This window comes from Pinisolibacter sp. DMC19 (assembly GCF_056313985.1).
Window position 1 is genome coordinate 374,170 of record NZ_JBQUZF010000002.1, and the last position, 17,348, is coordinate 391,517.

General features: G+C 68.7%; 14 protein-coding genes. 5 read left to right on the plus strand and 9 right to left on the minus strand.

What is annotated here, in order from left to right; all coding sequences use genetic code 11:
• Nucleotides 1–5: 5 nt before the first annotated feature.
• Together smpB and dapA are read right to left on the minus strand one after the other, a co-directional pair.
• Nucleotides 6–482, minus strand: coding sequence for an SsrA-binding protein SmpB (gene smpB / locus ACT53U_RS06195; RefSeq protein WP_476135959.1), 477 nt, complete (start codon nucleotides 480–482; stop codon nucleotides 6–8).
• A gap of 16 nt (nucleotides 483–498) precedes the next feature.
• On the minus strand, nucleotides 499–1,374 hold the full coding sequence (dapA, locus tag ACT53U_RS06200) for a 4-hydroxy-tetrahydrodipicolinate synthase (protein ID WP_476135957.1): 876 nt from the start codon (nucleotides 1,372–1,374) through the stop codon (nucleotides 499–501).
• Nucleotides 1,375–1,706: 332 nt separating this feature from the next.
• On the opposite strand from dapA, the gene ACT53U_RS06205 reads away from it, so the two are divergent.
• Entirely contained in the window at nucleotides 1,707–3,743 is a 2,037-nt protein-coding gene (locus tag ACT53U_RS06205; protein ID WP_476153558.1) for a lytic transglycosylase domain-containing protein, read from the plus strand.
• Nucleotides 3,744–3,809: 66 nt separating this feature from the next.
• Entirely contained in the window at nucleotides 3,810–4,784 is a 975-nt protein-coding gene (locus ACT53U_RS06210) for an alpha/beta fold hydrolase (protein WP_476153559.1), read from the plus strand.
• A gap of 42 nt (nucleotides 4,785–4,826) precedes the next feature.
• Here the strand turns inward: ACT53U_RS06210 and ACT53U_RS06215 are convergent, their stop codons facing one another.
• The 4 genes from ACT53U_RS06215 to ACT53U_RS06230 form a co-directional block, all read right to left on the minus strand.
• Nucleotides 4,827–5,477 carry a hypothetical protein gene (locus ACT53U_RS06215; protein ID WP_476153560.1) on the minus strand — a complete coding sequence of 217 codons (651 nt, stop codon included), beginning with the start codon at nucleotides 5,475–5,477 and terminating at the stop codon, nucleotides 4,827–4,829.
• A gap of 126 nt (nucleotides 5,478–5,603) precedes the next feature.
• Nucleotides 5,604–6,989, minus strand: a complete 1,386-nt coding sequence (locus tag ACT53U_RS06220; RefSeq protein WP_476153561.1) for an OmpA family protein — start codon at nucleotides 6,987–6,989, stop codon at nucleotides 5,604–5,606.
• 242 nt (nucleotides 6,990–7,231) lie between these two features.
• Nucleotides 7,232–8,503, minus strand: coding sequence for a porin (locus ACT53U_RS06225; RefSeq protein ID WP_476153562.1), 1,272 nt, complete (start codon nucleotides 8,501–8,503; stop codon nucleotides 7,232–7,234).
• 489 nt (nucleotides 8,504–8,992) lie between these two features.
• Nucleotides 8,993–10,186 (minus strand): porin, encoded by a 1,194-nt coding sequence (locus tag ACT53U_RS06230; RefSeq protein ID WP_476153563.1) that lies wholly within the window; start codon nucleotides 10,184–10,186, stop codon nucleotides 8,993–8,995.
• 472 nt (nucleotides 10,187–10,658) lie between these two features.
• Between ACT53U_RS06230 and mtnA the strand changes: the two genes are divergently transcribed.
• Together mtnA and ACT53U_RS06240 are read left to right on the plus strand one after the other, a co-directional pair.
• Nucleotides 10,659–11,783, plus strand: coding sequence for an S-methyl-5-thioribose-1-phosphate isomerase (mtnA, locus tag ACT53U_RS06235; RefSeq protein WP_476153564.1), 1,125 nt, complete (start codon nucleotides 10,659–10,661; stop codon nucleotides 11,781–11,783).
• Entirely contained in the window at nucleotides 11,780–12,712 is a 933-nt protein-coding gene (locus ACT53U_RS06240; protein ID WP_476153565.1) for a glutaminase, read from the plus strand. The genes mtnA and ACT53U_RS06240 overlap by 4 nt, the downstream gene beginning before the upstream one ends.
• 209 nt (nucleotides 12,713–12,921) lie before the next feature.
• On the opposite strand, the gene galE is transcribed toward ACT53U_RS06240, so the two are convergent.
• On the minus strand, nucleotides 12,922–13,914 hold the full coding sequence (galE, locus tag ACT53U_RS06245; RefSeq protein WP_476153566.1) for a UDP-glucose 4-epimerase GalE: 993 nt from the start codon (nucleotides 13,912–13,914) through the stop codon (nucleotides 12,922–12,924).
• A 64-nt stretch (nucleotides 13,915–13,978) separates the two neighbouring features.
• A complete protein-coding gene (locus ACT53U_RS06250) occupies nucleotides 13,979–14,113 on the minus strand; it encodes a hypothetical protein (protein ID WP_476153567.1) in 135 nt (44 codons plus the stop codon).
• A gap of 452 nt (nucleotides 14,114–14,565) precedes the next feature.
• Between ACT53U_RS06250 and ACT53U_RS06255 the strand changes: the two genes are divergently transcribed.
• Nucleotides 14,566–16,470 (plus strand): ABC-F family ATP-binding cassette domain-containing protein, encoded by a 1,905-nt coding sequence (locus ACT53U_RS06255; protein WP_476153568.1) that lies wholly within the window; start codon nucleotides 14,566–14,568, stop codon nucleotides 16,468–16,470.
• Nucleotides 16,471–16,552: 82 nt separating this feature from the next.
• Here ACT53U_RS06255 and ACT53U_RS06260 read toward each other — a convergent pair whose 3' ends face one another.
• Entirely contained in the window at nucleotides 16,553–16,933 is a 381-nt protein-coding gene (locus ACT53U_RS06260; RefSeq protein WP_476154001.1) for a GlcG/HbpS family heme-binding protein, read from the minus strand.
• Between the last annotated feature and the right edge of the window lie 415 nt (nucleotides 16,934–17,348).

Below are 17,348 nucleotides of genomic sequence, written 5' to 3' on the forward strand. Positions count from 1 at the left end.
CCGCCTCACTCCTTGTACTTCATCAACCGCGACTTCTCGCGGTTCCACTCGCGCTCTTTCTCGGTCTCGCGCTTGTCGGCGGCGTTCTTGCCCTTGGCGAGCGCGAGCGTGATCTTGGCGCGACCCTTCTCGTTGAAGTGGATGTCGAGGGGGACGAGCGTCATGCCCTCGCGTTCCACCGCGCCCATCAGCTTGTTGATCTCCTTGCGGTGGAGCAGCAGCCGGCGGGGACGACGGGTCTCGTGGTTGAAGCGGTTGGCCTGGAGATATTCCGGGATGTAGCAGTTGTAGAGGAAGATGTCGGTGCCGTAGGGCGCGGCATAGGCGTCCGTGATGTTGGAACGACCGCCGCGCAACGACTTGATCTCGGTGCCGGTCAGCTGGATGCCGGCCTCCCAGGTATCGACGATGTGATAGGAGAACCGCGCCTTGCGGTTCTCGGCGGCGAGCTTGAAGCGCTCGCCGCCCTTTTCGGCCGCCATGACGGTCGCCTTTCGGTCAGAGGATGCCGGCGACTTTCGCGGCCGCCTCGAGTTCGGCGCGGACCGAGGCGGAGGCCTCGACCAGCGGCAGGCGCAGCTCGTTCTTCATCTTGCCCAGCACCGAGGCGAGATACTTCGGCCCCGCCGGGTTCGGCTCGAGGAACATGGCGCGATGGAGCGGCATCAGCTTGTCCTGGATCGCCAGCGCACCGGCATAGTCGCCCTTCGCCATCGCCGCCTGGAACGCGGCGACGAGGCGGGGCGCGACGTTGGACGTCACCGAGATGCAGCCGACGCCACCCTGGGCGTTGAAGCCGATCGCGGTCGCGTCCTCGCCCGAGAGCTGGACGAAGCCGGGGCCCGACACCATGCGCTGTTGGGCCGGACGGGCGAGATTGCCGGTCGCGTCCTTCACGCCCTTGATGTTGCGGCCGTCACGGAACATCCGGTCCATGGTCTCGACCGAGATGTCGACGACCGAGCGGGGCGGGATGTTGTAGACGATGATCGGAATGTCGATCGCCGCGTCGATCGCCATGAAGTGGCGGTAGAGCCCTTCCTGGCTGGGCTTGTTGTAATAGGGCGCGACGACGAGGACACCGTCCGCCCCCGCCTTCTGGGCATGGGTCGCCAGATCGATCGCTTCCGCCGTGTTGTTGGAACCGGCGCCGGCGATGACGGGGATCTTGCCCTTGGCCACCTCGATCGTCAGTTCCACCACGCGCTTGTGCTCGGCATGAGAGAGCGTCGGGCTCTCGCCGGTGGTGCCGCAGGGCACGACGCCGTTGGTGCCTTCCGCGATCTGCCAGGCGACGAAGTCCTGCAGGGCTTTTTCGTCCACCGCTCCGTTCGAAAACGGCGTGACGAGTGCGGTGATCGAGCCCTTGAACATCGTGGAACCCTTTCGGAACCTGGAAAAATCGCTCGCGCGCGAGCATCATGGTCGCCCGACGCGGGGCGGCCCCCGAACGGACGGGCGGCGACAATAGTCCGAGGCGGGCGCGCACGCAACTCGGACGCCCCGTCGCGGAGGCGGCGAAAACCGCGGGTTCCGCGGCGTTCGACGAGCGAGTAAGGTTTTGTTCACCGTGCGCGACCTAGGGTCGGACATCGCCTCTCATCGCGCCCGCCGGACACGCCGTCCGGACGTTCGGTCGCGAGTATTCGCATTGGACGGACCCGGTCACGGCGAAAGCCCGCCGAGCCGCAGACGAGGACACATCGATGCCGGCCCTGACCAGACGGATCGCTCGCGCCACGTGCCTCGGACTGGCCGCCCTCGCCGGCTTGGCCCTCTCGATCATGCCGGTTTCGGCCGAGGACCTGACGCGGGCACTCGCCGCTGCGGCACGCGGCGACGTCTCCGCCGTCAACTCGATGCGGTCCGATCTCGACCGGCTCGATCAGAAGATCGTCGACTGGTACCTGATCCGCATGGGCTCCGGCCTGCCGGCCCAGGCGATCACCGCCTTCGCCATCGCCAACTCCTCGTGGCCCGATCCCGAGCTCTTCCGTCGCCGCGCCGAGCAGGCGCTGGAGAAGGAACGGCCCTCGCCGGAAGACGTCATCCAGGCGTTCCAGGGCTCCAAGCCCTATTCCAACCGCGGCAAGATCATGCTCGCCCGGGCGCTGATGCAGACCGGCCGCAAGCAGGACGCCGCCCAGTGGGCGCGCTTCGCCTATCGCGACGACAAGCTCGCCGACGACGAGCAGAAGATTCTCGAGAACGAGTTCGGTTCACTGCTCGGCCAGGGCGACTACAAGGCGCGCTTCGACCTCGCCATCCTCAAGGGCCATGCCGGCGACGGCATGGAGGCGGCCAAGAAGCTCGGCGGCGGCTACGAGACCCTCGCCCGCGCCGTGCTGGCCGTGGAGAAGAAGCAGGGCAACGCCGGTTCGATGCTCGATTCGGTGCCCGGCGCGCTGCGCGACGATCCGGTCTACGTCTTCGCCCGCGCCCAGCACGCCCGGCGTAGCGAGCGCTGGAAGGACGCGGCCGAATGGCTGATGCGGGCGCCGAAGGACCCGCGCCAGATGGGCCGTCCGGACGAGTGGTGGGAAGAGAAGCGCATCGTCAGCCGCAAGCTGCTCGACATGGGCGACGCCCGCACCGCCTATCGCATCGTCCAGGGCCACACCGGCTCGACGCCGGCCAATCAGGCCGAAGCCGACTTCCACGCCGGCTGGTACGCGCTGCGCTTCCTCAAGGACGCCGGATCGGCGATGCGCCATTTCGCCGCCGTGGCGGAGGACAGCGCCAAGCCGGTGACCCGTGCCCGCGCCTACTACTGGCTCGGCCGTGCCTCGGAGGCGGGCGGCGGCGGATCGTCGTCGGAGTATTATCGCAAGGCGGCCGAGTTCGGCTTCACCTTCTACGGCCAGATGGCGCGCGCCAAGCTCGGCATGAGCGATCTCGGCCTCGACCGCACCATCCCGGTCTCGTCGGCCGATCAGGCGGCGATGGACCGCGACGATCGCTTCGAAGCGATGCGCCGTCTCGCCCGCATCGGCCGCAAGGACCTCGTCACCGTCTTCGCCCGCCACATGGCCGAGACGCTGAAGTCCTCCGGCCAGATCGCCTCGGTGATCGACATGATGGAGAAGCAGGGCTGGATGAACCTCGCCGTCTCGGTCGGCAAGGCGGGCGCCCAGCGCGGCATGGACATGCAGGTCCGCGCCTTCCCGATCGGCGTGAACCCGAGCGTCGACACTTCCGGCCTCGAGAAGTCGCTCGCCTTCGCCATCATGCGGCAGGAGAGCGAGTTCAATCAGGCGGTCGTCTCGTCGGCGGGGGCCACCGGCATCTTCCAGGTGATGCCCGACACCGGCCGCGACGCCGCCAAGTACCTCAGCATCTCCTACGACCGCGACGCCTGGCGCAACAATCCGGCCTACAACATCCGCCTCGGCGCGGCCTATGTGAACCGGCTGGTCGACAACTACGACGGCAACTACGTCATGGCGATCGCCGGCTACAACGCCGGTCCGGGGCGCATCCGCGACTGGGTGCAGGCCTACGGCGATCCGCGCACCGGCGACGTCGACATCGTCGACTGGATGGAGCGCATCCCCTTCTCCGAGACGCGCAACTACGTCCACCGGGTGCTGGAGAACCTGCAGGTCTATCGCTTCCGCCTCGACGGGCAGAAGCTGCAGATCGCCAACGATCTCAGGCGCGGCATCGGCGCACGGCCGTCGCAGACCGGCTCGGTGCCGCAGCCCAAGCCTTCCGGCCTCGGCTCGTGGTTCGGCGGCAACTGATCCGGCTTGCCTCGCAGGCATCATCGGGGGCACCGTGAGGTGCCCCTTTTTCGTTCGGAGAGCCTCGTGACCGCGTCCACCCCTGCCCCGTCGCCGGAGACCGTGCCCGGCCCCTCCGGCATCGCCTTCGGGCCGACGACCCGCGACGGCTGCGGCACGCCGCATCGGCCGTTCCGCTTCTTCTCCGCCGACGGGCTGGTGCTGGCGGGACGCGACTATGCGCCGGCGCGGCCGACCGATCGCCGGCCGGTCCTCTGCCTGCCGGGGCTGACGCGCAATGCCCGCGACTTCGAGCCGGCGATCGCCCGGCTCGTCGCCGGCGACGGCACCTCGCCGGCGCGGCGCTGCGTCACCCTCGACTTCCGCGGTCGCGGCGCCTCGCAATACGACGCCGATCCCGGCCGCTACACGCCGGTGCAGGAACTCGAGGACACGCGGGCGGCGCTGACCGGTCTCGGAATCACGGAGGTGACGTCCTTCGGCACCTCGCGCGGCGGCATCGTCACGATGATCGCGGCGCTGGTGGCGCCGGGTCTGGTGCGAGCGGCGGTGCTCAACGACATCGGGCCGAAGATCGAGCTCGCCGGGCTGATGCGGATCAAGAGTTACGTCGGCCGGGCACTGCCCGAGGGCATCGACTGGCCGACCATGGTGGCGGTGCTGGCGCAGGCCAATCGCGACGAGTTCCCGGCGCTCGACCGGGCGGCGTGGGAGCGCTATGCGCGACGGCTCTTCCGCGACGTCGCGGGCAAGCCGGCGATGGACTATGACCCGGCCCTCGCCCGCACGCTCGACGGGGTCACGCCCGACACGCCGATGCCGGATCTCTGGCCGTTCTTCGACGCACTCGCCGACGTGCCGACGCTCGGCGTGCGCGGCGCGCTGTCGGATCTGCTGACGGCGGAGACGGTCGCAGAGATGGCGGCGCGGCACCGCGCCTTCGAGAGCCTGACCATCCCCGATCAGGGGCATGCGCCGCTCTTCGACGACGACGCCTCGCTCGACGGCCTCGTCGCCTTCCTCGACCGCGTCGGGGCGTGAGGGCAGCGGCGCAAGCCGCAGCCCGCCCCTGCCTTGACGAGCTCAGCCCTTGCGGGCGGCGATCAGCGCCTTGGCCTGACCGATCCAGTCCTCGCGCTCGATCCGGCCGACGAAGGCCAGATAGGAGCCGACCCACTTGGCGTTTTCCGGCGTCCAGGCGGCGATCTGCGCGAAGCTCCAGATGCCCAGCGCGTTGAGACGCGCATGGTTCTGCGGCCCGATGCCCTTGATGATCTCGAGATCGTCGACCTCGGCGCCGTGGGCCTCGAAGGCACCGGCCGGCCGTTCGCCGTGGGCGTCGGCGGCCGCGGCGCGGGCGAGATCCTCGTCGCTGGGCGGGGGCGTCGCGCCGGCGGTCGGGCGCGCGGCGGGAACCGGGGCAGGAGCCGGGACCGGGGCAGGAGCCGGCGTCGATTCGACGACCGGAGCCGCCGGAGCCACGGGAGCGGCGACCGGCTTCGCGACGGGCACAGCCTCGGCGGCTGCCTTCAGGCGAGCGCGTTCGGCAGCGTCGAGCAGGGTGGGAGCGGCCGGCAGCACGGGGGCCGGCGGCTTCGCACCGCCTTCGCGCAGCCAGGGCTCGTCCCACACGCCGAAGGGACCGAAGGCCTCCTTGAACATGCGGCCGAGCGCCGAGCCGAGGAGGGCCGAGATCAGCATCAGGACGAAGGTCTCGAGGATCAGCATCAGCATGGCGATCGCCCCCTCATTCCGTGTCTGCGCCGGACCGACGCCAGTTCAGCACGAGGCCGACGGCGAAGGCGGCGACCATGTAGGGCCAGAGCATCGTGATCAGATAGGTCATGTCGGCATCCTTCCTCACTCGACGCGGAATTCGATGCGGCGATTGCGCTGGCGGCCGTCGTCGCTGTCGTTGTCGCCGACCGGACGGGTGGCGCCGAGGCCGACCGCGGTCAGACGCCCGCCGGCGATGCCGCCGGCCACCAGATAGTCGACGACCGCCTTGGCACGGGCCTCCGACAGCGCCTGGTTGGCCTCCGCGTCTCCTTGAGAATCGGTGTGGCCCTCGACGGTGATGCGCGCGTCGACGCACATCAGCGAAGTCGCCACCAACTGGTCGAGAAGCCGCGTGCTCTCCTCGTCGAGCGTCGCCTTGCCGGTTTCGAACAGGATCTTCTCGCCGGACTGGACGGCGGCGAGCGCCCCCTGACACTCGGCCGGCGCGACCTGAGGCGGCGGCGGCAGGGCGGCGACGCGGGCGGCGGCGAGCACCGTACCCGACGGCAGCAGCGCCCTGATGCGGCCGAGGATCGCCTCACCGAGTTCCGCTGTGGCGGCCGATCCCGCCACTTTCGACGACGTTCCGGTCAGTTCGAAGTCGAGATCGGAGAGCCGGGCGAGATGCGGCGCGAGCGCCACCAGCGCCTCGACGAAACCGGCCGGGGCGCCGGGAGCGAACGCGGTCTTGTCGTCGACCGAAGCGAAGCGCGCCTTCAGCGCCGCCAGCACTCTGTCGCGCGCCGCGGCGTCCGGCAGGAAGCCGTCGACGGTGGCGGCACCGCCCTTGGCCGTCAGGCCGAGGCGATAGGGATCGGGCTTCGGCACGAAGAGCGTGTCGAGCGCGACGCGCATGCCGGCGGGCAAGGACTTCGCCAGCGCATCCTCGATCGACCGCCAGGTCGCCCAGTCGCGCGGCTCGCCGCCGATCGAGAGGTCGTCGCCGACGAGCTTCACGGCGCCGGACTTCAGCCCGCCGAGGCGGGCGAACGCGAAGTCGACGCGCTCGGCCCAGCCGGCGGGGGCACCGCGGGCGAGCGTCAGCTCGTCGCCGATCTTCAAGCCCGGCAACAGCGCCGCGGCCCGCTTCAGGAGCGCGGCGCGCGCCGGCTCGCTGGGGACGGCGCCGGAGATCTTCACGCCGTCGGCGCTGCGCTCGACGGTCGTCGGATAGGGCGCGGCGAGCGGCAGGACGGTCGTCGCATCGGCGACCACGCGGACGCCCCAGACGGCTTCGGCAGCCGCGACCGCCTGTGCCCGCAGCTCGGGATCGGGGGCGACGCCGGTCAGCGTGACGTCGCGGCCGTCGATGCCGACGGCGGCCCAGCCACGATCACCGGCCTTCAGATCGGCCGCGGTGCGGCCCGAGACGTCTGCCGCGATCGGGCCGAAGGCCAGAAGGCCGGCGACGAGAGTGGCGACGGCGGCGATCAGGCCATCGCGAATCAACCAGGAGAATCGGTTCATGCGGGAAGACCTCGCTCGGCGTGGGCGAGACCGCGGCAAACGGCGCTCGCGCGACAGGCGCCGCCGGAGCCCGACCACCGACGACGCGGCGTCAGACTATCACGCGCACGAGGCGCGACAATCCTCGAGAACCGCCATGGGGTGCGACGATCCCGCCGCCCACTTGCGGCACCGACGGCCCCGAAAAAGAGAAAACCCGGCGGTTGCCCGCCGGGTTTCCCAATTCCCGATCTCGAGAGAGATCAGAAGGTGCGCTGGATGCGCAGGTCGAACTGCACCTTGTCCGCATCCGGACGAGCGGTGGTGTTGTTCTTGTAGTCGACGCGGCCGTAGCCGACTTCACCCGCGATGAGCAGGCCGGCCACCGGCTTCCAGCCGAGGGTCGCGCGCGCATCGAAGTAGTTGAAGTCGTCGGTGGTGGTCGACCAAGCGGCGTTCGGAGCGTCGAAGCCGGTGTAGCCGAGGCCGACCGTCGTGTAGACCTTCTTGGTCCAGTTGTGGGTCAGAGCGGCGTAGATCGAGTAGGCGGAAGCCTGATCGACCGAGGTGCCGTTGATGTAGAAGTCGCGAGCAACCGCGACCGAACCACCCTGGAAGCCGTTCGAGGCGTAGTACACGGCGCCCTTCGAGTAGGTGCCCTGGATGCCGAACAGGTCGCCTTCGCCGAGCATCGGCAGGTTGACCTTCACGCCGCCGAGGATCGCCCAGCCGAGCTTGCCGTTGACACCGTCGGTGCCCGACACGTCGTCATGCAGGACGCCGGACAGCTGGGCGGAGCCCCAGGCCTGGGTCACGTTGATGTTGGCGACGAGGTCCGGGGTGTGCACGCCGCCGTAGGTGCCGGTGCTGGTGCCGGTGTAGGTGGTGCGACGCAGCGCCTGGGTCGAGCCGGCCGGGTTCGAGTTGGCCGAGGTCGACGGATCTTCGATCGACAGCGTGGCGGTGATGCCGTTGCCGAAGGAGAAGGTGTAGGCGAGCAGGTTGACGAGCACGTCCGGCGTCGGGCCGGAGCCGGACGACAGGGTGAACGGACCCGACGAGGTGATGAAGTCGAAGTTCGACTGCGAACGGCCGGCGGTGAGGCCGCCGAACTGGATGAACGCCTTGTTCAGGTAGACGTTCGTGCCGCCGCCGGCAGCGTAGGAGACGTTGTCGGCCGAGAACTCGATGTACGAGCGCAGGAGGCCCATCTCGGTGTTCGAACGGGCGTCGAAGTTGAGCGAGCCGCGAGCGAGGGTCGAGATGCCGTTCTGGCCACGGGTCCAGCCATAGACGCCGCCATGGGTGGTGTTCCAGTTGCGCGACGGGCCGTACGCGGTCAGCTGGAAGCGGGCATAGCCACCGATCTTGAGGCAGGTGTCCGAACCCGGGATGTAGAAGAAGCCGGCGCCGTAGGCGTCGCACACCTTGACGTAGTTGGCAGCGGCCGGGGCCTTCTTGGCCAGGTCGGCGGCCTGGGCGGTGCCGGCGATACCGACGAGCGCGGCAGCGGCGAGAGCGTACTTGAAGTTCATGAGTTCCCCCTGTCGAGAAATGAAACCGGCCGAGGCCCTGACCCGACCCGGCGTCGACGATGATCCGCTGGCGAACCACTCGTCTCCGGTCACGACGACACTATCGAACCATTCGACTTTTGGAAGCACCCCGAGGTGGTTCCGAGGCCCTCGAGGTGCGTTCCGGACCGATGTGTTGCACGAAGACCACGAATTGGGCACGAGCCGGCCAAACATGTGGCGGACACGGCCGAGGCACGGCGTTATGGGCGCGATCGACGTATCCGGGTTTTCACGCAGACCCGGAGAATCGTCCGAACTCGCGGATCGCCCCACTCGCTCGGCCGCATCACGGCGGTTCGCGAATCGTCGCCGAATCGCATCGACGGGCCGACGACTCCCTTCATGCGAAAAGCCGCGCCGGACGATCCGACGCGGCTTTTCGCAGCGACAAAGAAAAGGACCCGGCAGTTGCCTGCCGGGTCCAATTCAGTCCGATCGGGGAACCGATCAGAAGGAGCGCTTCACGCGGAGAACGCCGACCAGAGCCGAATAGTCGAGGCCCGGAGCAGCCGACGAGAAGTCGACGTTGCGGTACTCGAGCTCGGCGATGACCGAGAGGTTCTTGACCGGCGACCAGGTCACGTTGCCCTGAACGTCCCACTGGTTGAAATCGCCGATCGCGAGAGCGCGGTCGGTACGATACTGGGCGTAGGACGCCTCGAGGTTGCCGGAGATGGTCTTGGTGAAGCCGTGGGTCAGGCCACCCGCGATCGCCCAAGCGGTGTTCTGCTTGACGTCGCCGGCGACGCCGAAGTCGACGGCCGAACCGTCGAAGGACGGCGAGACGTAGGCGAGAGCGCCCTTGCCGTAGGCAGCCTGGAGAGCCAAGGCGGTCGTCGGGCCGAGAGCCGGGAGGTTGACCTGCACGCCGGCGCCGATGGCGAAGCCGAGCTTGCCGTTCACGCCATGGGTCGAGGACACGTCGTCATGCAGCACGCCCATGATCTGGGCGGAGCCCCAGGCCTGCGCGATGTTGACGTTGCCGACCAGGTCCGGGGTGTGCACGCCACCGTAGAGAGCCGGATAGGCGACGCGACGGCCGGAGTCGTCGGTGGTCGAAGCGTCTTCGATCGACACGGTGGCCGAGATGCCGTTGCCGAAGGCAAAGGTGTAGGCCAGCAGGTTGACGTTGGCGTCCGAGTGGGCGGCCTCGAGGAACGCGGCCTGGGTGTAGCCGGTCCAGAAGTCGAAGAACGAGGTCGCGCGGCCGGCGGTGAGGCCGCCGAACTGGATGAACGCCTTCTTCAGCGTCATGCCGTTGCCGACGCCGTAGGAGTTGTTGTTGGCTTCGAGACCGATGAACGAGCGCAGGAGGCCCATTTCGGTGTTCGAACGGGCATCGAACTCGAGGACGCCACGAGCGCCGGTCGAGATGCCGTTCTGGCCGCGATGCCAGCCGTAGAGGCCAGTGCCGAGGACGGCGTTCTTCGAGGCATAGTACATGTTGTACTGGGCCTGGGCGTAGCCGGAGATCTTGAGGCAGGTCTCGGTGCCCGGGATGTAGAAGAAGCCGGCGCCGTAGGCGTCGCACACCTTCACGTAGTTCGCAGCAGCCGGGGCCTTCTTGGCGAGGTCGGCGGCCTGAGCGGTGCCGGCGACGCCGAGAGCGGCAGCGGCGAGAAGAACGGTCTTGAAGTTCATGTTGAAACCCCCTGGAGGTATGTTTTCGACGACGGGTCCTGACCCGACCCCGGATCGCCCGACCACTCCCGACGTACGCCGAGGATCACACGATGTCGCCGATCGAGGCCAACATACGCTGTCGTTCGCCGATGGGAAGTCCCTCGAGGCCGTCCGGGGGCGTCGCCGGGCCTGTTCCGGGAGTGATGTTGCATCGTCGTCACACTCGGACTGCGCGAACCCTCGATTCCCCGCAGTTTCTCAACGTTTCGTTCACCTTCTCGGGTGTGCCCGATGGGATGCCGGCAACGCTTTTCCGCCCCGATACGCGCTTCGGGCCGGCCCTTCCGCCCCCTCCGGCCCATCCGCCTGCGTATTTAGCCGTAGGCTCGGAGGGTGGTTCGAGGCCGCCTGCGACGACTCGTCCGAGGCGGTCGATCCGAATCGTGAAGCCGTCTAGTCTCGCTTCCCACACGCCCATCCGGAGACCGACATGACCCTCCCCGACCGATCCATCCGCCCGACCGCCGAGGGGCTCGTCGAGATCATCGACCAGACCGAACTGCCTCATCGCGCGGTCCTGCGGGTGCTCGAGACCCTCGAGGACGCGGCCGAGGCGATCGAGACCATGCGGGTGCGCGGCGCGCCGCTGATCGGGGCGACGGCCGCCTGGGGCATGGCGCTGGCGATGCGCGCCGACGGTTCCGACGATTCGCTCGCGGCGGCGCACGCACGGCTCGCCGCGACGCGACCGACGGCGATCAACCTGCGTTGGGCGCTCGACCGCGTGCGCGATGCGCTCGCGTGCGTGCCCGCGCGCGAGCGGGCGCGTACTTCTTTCGACCTCGCGGCCACGATCACCGAAGAGGACGTGGCGATCTGTTCGGCGATCGGCGACCACGGGTTCGAGGTCTTCCGGGCGATTCTGGCGAAGAAGAAGCCGGGCGAACGGCTGAGCGTGCTCACCCACTGCAACGCCGGGCGCCTCGCCTGCGTCGCCTGGGGCACGGCGACGGCGCCGGTCTACAAGGCCTTCGACGCCGGTCTGCCGATCCACGTCTTCGTCGACGAGACCCGGCCGCGCAATCAGGGCGCCTCGCTCACCGCCTGGGAACTCGGCGAACGCGGCGTGCCGCACACGGTCATCCCCGACAACACCGGCGGCCATCTGATGCAGCACGGCATGGTCGACGTGGTGATCGTCGGCACCGACCGCACCACCGCGGACGGCGACGTCTGCAACAAGATCGGCACCTATCTGAAGGCGCTGGCGGCGCACGACAACGGCGTGCCCTTCTATGTCGCGCTCCCCTCCCCCACCATCGACTTCCGCCTCGCCGACGGGCTCGCCGAGATCCCGATCGAGGAGCGCGGCGCCGAGGAGGTCTCCCACATGCGCGGCGAGACCGCCGACGGGCGGATGGAGACGGTGCGAATCGTGCCGAAGGGCTCACCGGTCGCCAACTACGGCTTCGACGTCACCCCGGCACGCCTCGTCACCGGCCTCGTCACCGAACGCGGCGTCGTTCCGGCGCGGCGCAATGCGCTGGTCGCCGCCTTTCCCGAGGCCGCCGCGGCGGCGGGCCGTACGATCGACGGGTGGGAGGGCGACCGGTGAGCGTCGACCTCTCCACGCTGGTGGCCGAGATCGCCGCCGACATGGCGCGCGAGGAGGATCGTGGCGCGGTCGCGACCTACATCCCGCAGCTCGCCAAGGTCGATCCGGGGCGATTCGGCATCGCGGTGATCGAGGCGGACGGCACGGTCCATGCGGCGGGGGACGCCGACGAGCCCTTCTCGATCCAGTCGATCTCCAAGGTCTTCACCCTGACGCTGGCGCTGGGCAAGATCGGCGACAATCTGTGGAAGCGGGTCGGGCGCGAGCCTTCGGGCAATCCCTTCAACTCGATCGTCCAGCTCGAGGCGGAGAAGGGCATCCCGCGCAATCCCTTCATCAACGCCGGCGCGCTCGTCGTCACCGACGTGCTGCTCGCCGGCCACGCGCCGAAGGTGGCGATCGGAGAAATTCTCCGATTCGTCCGCCACGTCTGCGACGACGACGACGTCTTCATCGACGAGGCGGTGGCACGGTCGGAGACGGCGACCGGCCATCGCAACGTGGCGCTCGCCAACTACATGCGCGCCTTCGGCAATCTGGAGCACGATCCGGCGCTGACGCTCGGGGTCTATTTCCACCAGTGCGCCATCGCCATGAGCTGCCGCCAGCTCGCCGCCGCCGGGCGGTTCCTCGCGCTCGACGGCCGGCATCCGACGGTCGGCGGCCGGGTGGTGTCGTCCGAGCGGGCGCGGCGCATCAACGCGCTGATGCTGACCTGCGGCCACTACGACGGCTCGGGCGACTTCGCCTTCAAGGTCGGCATACCGGGCAAGAGCGGCGTCGGCGGCGGCATCCTCGCGGTCGTGCCGGGCAAGGCGTCGATCGCGGTGTGGTCGCCGGGGCTCAACCGGATCGGCAACTCGCGCCTCGGCACGATGGCGCTGGAACGGCTCGCCAAGGCGGCCGGGTGGTCGGTGTTCGGGCCCTGAGGCCGAACCGGTGAAGTCTCGGCCAGCGCGCCTCCGTTCGGCTTCACACTGAGGTGCCCGGCAAAGCCGGGCCTCGAAGTGCGAAGCCTCGACGGGGCGTGCCATTCGGCCCTTCGCCCTTCGAGGCTCGCTTCGCTCGCACCTCAGGATGAAGGGCCTCCGCACGAGATCGCGTATCGCGATGCTGCTGCGAACTCGGAGCCCCGCCCTCACCGCCGATTGCGGGTCTGCAGCGCCTTTTCCCACGTCAACGCGTGGTCGACGATGGTGTCGAGGTCGTCCCATTCCGGCTGCCACGACGGCAGCTCGGCGTGGATGCGGTCGACCTTGGCGACGATCGCCGCGGCATCGCCGGCCCGGCGCGGGCCGTAGGTGACCGGCAGCTTCGCCCCCGTCACCCGTTCGACCGCCTTCAGCACCTCGAGCACCGAGAAACCCTTGCCGTAGCCGCAGTTGGCGACGAGCGAGGGGGCGCCGGCGCGCAGCCGGTCGAGGGCGACGACATGGGCGGCGGCGAGATCGGCGACGTGGATGTAGTCGCGCACGCCGGTGCCGTCGGGCGTGTCCCAATCGGTGCCGAAGACCTGGATCTCGGGGCGCAGCCCCAGATGGGCCTCGCAGGCGACCTTGATCAGGTGGGTCGCGCCCTTGGTCGACTGACCGGTGCGGCCCTTCGGATCGGCGCCGGCGACGTTGAAGTAGCGCAGCGCGGTGTAGCGGAAGTCGTGCGCCGCCGAGGTGTCGCGCAACATGATCTCGGTCATCAGCTTCGACGAGCCGTAGGGCGAGACCGGCGCGAGCGCGACGTCTTCCGGCGCCGGGATGACCGACGGGTTGCCGTAGACCGCCGCGGTCGAGGAGAAGACGAAGTGCTTCACACCGTTGCGCACGGCGGCGGCGATCAGCTCGCGCGACTTCACCGTGTTGTTGAAATAGTACTTGAGCGGGTCGGTGACGCTCTCCGGCACGATGATCGAACCGGCGAAGTGGACGACCGCCTCGATCGCGCCGTCGGCCATCAGGCGGTCGAGCAGGGCGGGATCGCCGATGTCGCCGCGCACCAGCGTCACTTCGGGCGGGATCGCCCAGTCGAAGCCGGTAGAGAGATCGTCGAGGACGACGACCGCCTCGCCGCGGTCGCTCAGAGCCCAGACCAGATGGCTGCCGATGTAGCCGCAACCGCCGGTGACCAATACCGCCATGATGTCCTCGCCAGAATCGCGTTTCGCGGCATCCTAGCTCAAACCGTGGCGCGAGGGCGGCGCGTCAGGGATGCGCCGGACGGTTGATCGAGCCGGTCGGCAGCGTGTCGTAGGCGAGGCGCTCGGCCGGCCGCCACGCGAGCGCGGCGAGCACCAGCAGGCCCATCACCAGAATACGCTTGTCGAAAGTCGGCTTCATGGTCGGGCCTCCGGAGAAAACGCCGTCACGAGCGCCCGCGCGCCGGCGAGCGCGTGCGTCCGAGACGTGGAAATCATTGGGTTTTCGAGGTCGCGGACCTCATGTGTCCGTTGTGCCCGTCGTTTCTTAACGAGACGTGAAGATACGAGGGCAGATTCGGGGCGAATCGGTTCGCATGACCGCCCTCCCCCGGCCTGTCCACGACGGAGGCGGGGCTGTTGCAGGCCGGCCACGACAGGCGCTCCCGGGGTGCGGATGGACAACCGGAGGGTGAACCGCGTGCGGCCTCGTCGCCGATCGGCCGACACCACGGTCGACGCCTCGCGTCGTCTCGGCTAAAGCGGGTCTCGATCCGCCTCGTCGGGTCGAAACCCGCTCGCGCTCCTCGATGGAGCAGTTCTTTTCGATCGGGCTGGTTCAGCCCGACCGGAACATGCTCTAGAGAAGACGTCATGCTCGTCGTCCAAGACCTCACCTTCCGTATCGCCGGCCGCACCCTGCTCGAGGGGGCGTCCGTCGTGATTCCGACCGGTGCCAAGGCCGGCTTCGTCGGCCGCAACGGCACCGGCAAGACCTCGCTCTTCAAGATCCTGACCGGCGACTGGTCGGCGGAGAGCGGCACGGTGCAGGTGCCCAAGGGCGCCCGCATCGGCCAGGTCGCGCAGGAGGCGCCGGGATCGGCGACCACGCTGATCGACTTCGTGCTCGCCGCCGACAAGGAACGCGCGAGCCTTCTGGCGGAAGCCGAGACGGCGACCGACGCCGCCCGCATCGGCGAGATCCACGCCCGCCTCGCCGACATCGGCGCCCATTCGGCCGAAGCGCGCGGGGCGACCATCCTCTCCGGCCTCGGCTTCGACCATGCGGCGCAGCTTCGGCCCTGCTCGGAATTCTCGGGCGGCTGGCGCATGCGCGTGGCGCTCGCCGCCGTGCTCTTCTCCGAGCCCGACCTGCTGCTCCTCGACGAGCCGACCAACTATCTCGACCTCGAGGGCACGCTGTGGCTCGAGGAATACGTCCGGCGCTATCCGCACACCGTCGTCGTCATCTCGCACGACCGCGACATGCTGAACGCCGCCGTCGACATGATCGTCCATCTCGATCAAGGCAAGCTCGTCGCCTATCGCGGCGACTACGACGGGTTCGAGCGGCAGCGCCGCGAGAAGATGATCCTGACGCAGAAGATGAAGGAGAAGGTGGACGCCCAGCGCGCCCACATGCAGGCCTTCATCGACCGCTTCAAGGCCAAGGCGACCAAGGCGCGGCAGGCGCAGAGCCGCATGAAGGCTCTCGCCAAGCTCCAGCCGATCGCCGCCCTCACCGACGAGAGCGCGCTCCCCCTCTCCTTCCCGCAGCCGGTGACGAAACTCGCCCCGCCGATCGTCGCGCTCGACGACGTCGCGGTCGGCTACGAGCCGGGCAAGGCCATCCTGAGAAAGATCACGCTGCGCATCGATCCGGAGGATCGCATCGCGCTGCTCGGCTCCAACGGCAACGGCAAGTCGACCTTCGCCAAGCTGCTGGCCGGCAAGCTCGAGCCGCAGGGCGGCCGGGCGGCGCGGTCGGGCAAGCTGTCGATCGCCTATTTCGCCCAGCACCAGATGGACGAGCTACGCCCGGAGGAGACGCCGTTCCAGCACGTCGCCCGCCTGGTGCCCGACGAGCCGGAGGCCAAGGCGCGGTCGCGGGTGGCGCGGATGGGGCTGTCGACCAGCCGCATGGACACGCCGGCCAAGGATCTGTCGGGCGGCGAGAAGGCGCGGCTGCTGCTGGGTCTCGCGACCTTCGCCGGACCGAACCTGCTGATCCTCGACGAGCCGACCAACCATCTCGACATCGACAGCCGCGAGGCGCTGATCCGGGCGATCAACGAATACGAGGGTGCCGTCATCCTGATCAGCCACGACCGCCATCTGGTCGAGGCGACCGCCGACCGGCTGATGCTGGTGGTCGACGGCACGGTCAAGGAGTTCGAGGGCGACATCGAGGACTATCGCAAGCTGGTGCTCGAGGGCTCGAACGGCTCGAAGAACGCCGACAAGGGCGACGCCGACGACAAGGGCCGCGTCTCGGCGCTCGATCGTCGTCGTGCCGCGGCGGCGCTGCGCGAGTCGCTGGCGCCGCTCCGCAAGAAGATCAAGGACGCCGAGGCGCGCATCGAGAAGCTCCAGAAGGAGCTCGAGAAGCTCGATCGCGAACTCGCCGCCCCCGACCTCTTCACCCGCGACGCGGCGCGCGGCACCAAGCTGATGAAGGCGCGGTCCGACGCCGAGAAGGCGCTCGCCGAGACCGAAGAGACCTGGCTCGAGCTCTCCGCCGAACACGAAGAGGCCGAGCGCGCGGCGCTCGACGAATGACATCGGGCGCGGGGGCTTTCGCGCCCCGCGCCCGACGATGGATCACGTCGACCGGCTCGGGGCCGGTCGTCTCTGCATCGGCTCACTGACCGGCGACGGCGGCACCCGCCTGGGCGACGGCCATGTCGTTCTCGACCGACGAGCCCGAGACGCCGATGGCGCCGATGATCATGCCGTTCTTGTCCTTGATCAGCTCGCCGCCGCCGAAGACCACCAGACCGTCGTTGGTCACTTCGATGCCGTAGAGCGGCTGGCCGACCTGCGCCAGCGCGCCGAGCTCCTTCGACGGCATGTTGAAGAGGCGAGCGGTCTTGGCCTTCTTGATCGAGATGTCGACCGAGCCGAGGAAGGCGCCTTCCATGCGGGCGAAGGCCTTCAGGTTGCCGCCGGCATCGACGATCGCGATGTTCATCAGCGTGTCCTGCTGCTTGGCCTTGGCCTTGGCGGCGTCGATGGCCTTCATCGCCTGCTCGAGCGTGATGTCGCCGGGCAGGACGAGCTTGGAAGTATCGGCAGCGAGCGCGCCGAGGGTCGTCGCGGCGAGAAGGGCGAGAGTGGTGAGACCGATCTTCATCATGGGGATGGCTTTCCTTGTCGGGACGATGCCCTGATCCGACGTCTCGACGATTCGTCTTCCGCGATCGTCTGCCCACCGATCGCCGAAAGGATCCGAAACGCGGCCGCCGCGTCGTTTTCACGACGTCGAGACCGAGTTCTTCTTCCATGGTCCGAATCGAATCGACACGTCTTCTTTGCGAAAGACGACGTTGTTCGCCGCCGTCCTCCATTCTCTTTCGTCGTATACGGCCGTCTTCGCCGCTCGACAGCGTCGGTATAGGCCTCGGACTGCGACGAAAGAATGCGTCATCTTGCCGGAT

Bases quoted from the DNA above. Each gene is read 5' to 3' on its own strand.
- ACT53U_RS06255 (WP_476153568.1), top strand. From the start codon at position 14,566: ATGCTCGTCGTCCAAGACCTCACCTTCCGTATCGCCGGCCGCACCCTG.
- ACT53U_RS06230 (WP_476153563.1), bottom strand. From the start codon at position 10,186: ATGAACTTCAAGACCGTTCTTCTCGCCGCTGCCGCTCTCGGCGTCGCC.
- smpB (WP_476135959.1), bottom strand. From the start codon at position 482: ATGGCGGCCGAAAAGGGCGGCGAGCGCTTCAAGCTCGCCGCCGAGAAC.
- ACT53U_RS06215 (WP_476153560.1), bottom strand. From the start codon at position 5,477: ATGCTGATGCTGATCCTCGAGACCTTCGTCCTGATGCTGATCTCGGCC.
- mtnA (WP_476153564.1), top strand. From the start codon at position 10,659: ATGACCCTCCCCGACCGATCCATCCGCCCGACCGCCGAGGGGCTCGTC.
- ACT53U_RS06225 (WP_476153562.1), bottom strand. From the start codon at position 8,503: ATGAACTTCAAGTACGCTCTCGCCGCTGCCGCGCTCGTCGGTATCGCC.
- dapA (WP_476135957.1), bottom strand. From the start codon at position 1,374: ATGTTCAAGGGCTCGATCACCGCACTCGTCACGCCGTTTTCGAACGGA.
- ACT53U_RS06220 (WP_476153561.1), bottom strand. From the start codon at position 6,989: ATGAACCGATTCTCCTGGTTGATTCGCGATGGCCTGATCGCCGCCGTC.
- ACT53U_RS06260 (WP_476154001.1), bottom strand. From the start codon at position 16,933: ATGAAGGCCATCGACGCCGCCAAGGCCAAGGCCAAGCAGCAGGACACG.
- ACT53U_RS06205 (WP_476153558.1), top strand. From the start codon at position 1,707: ATGCCGGCCCTGACCAGACGGATCGCTCGCGCCACGTGCCTCGGACTG.
- galE (WP_476153566.1), bottom strand. From the start codon at position 13,914: ATGGCGGTATTGGTCACCGGCGGTTGCGGCTACATCGGCAGCCATCTG.
- ACT53U_RS06250 (WP_476153567.1), bottom strand. From the start codon at position 14,113: ATGAAGCCGACTTTCGACAAGCGTATTCTGGTGATGGGCCTGCTGGTG.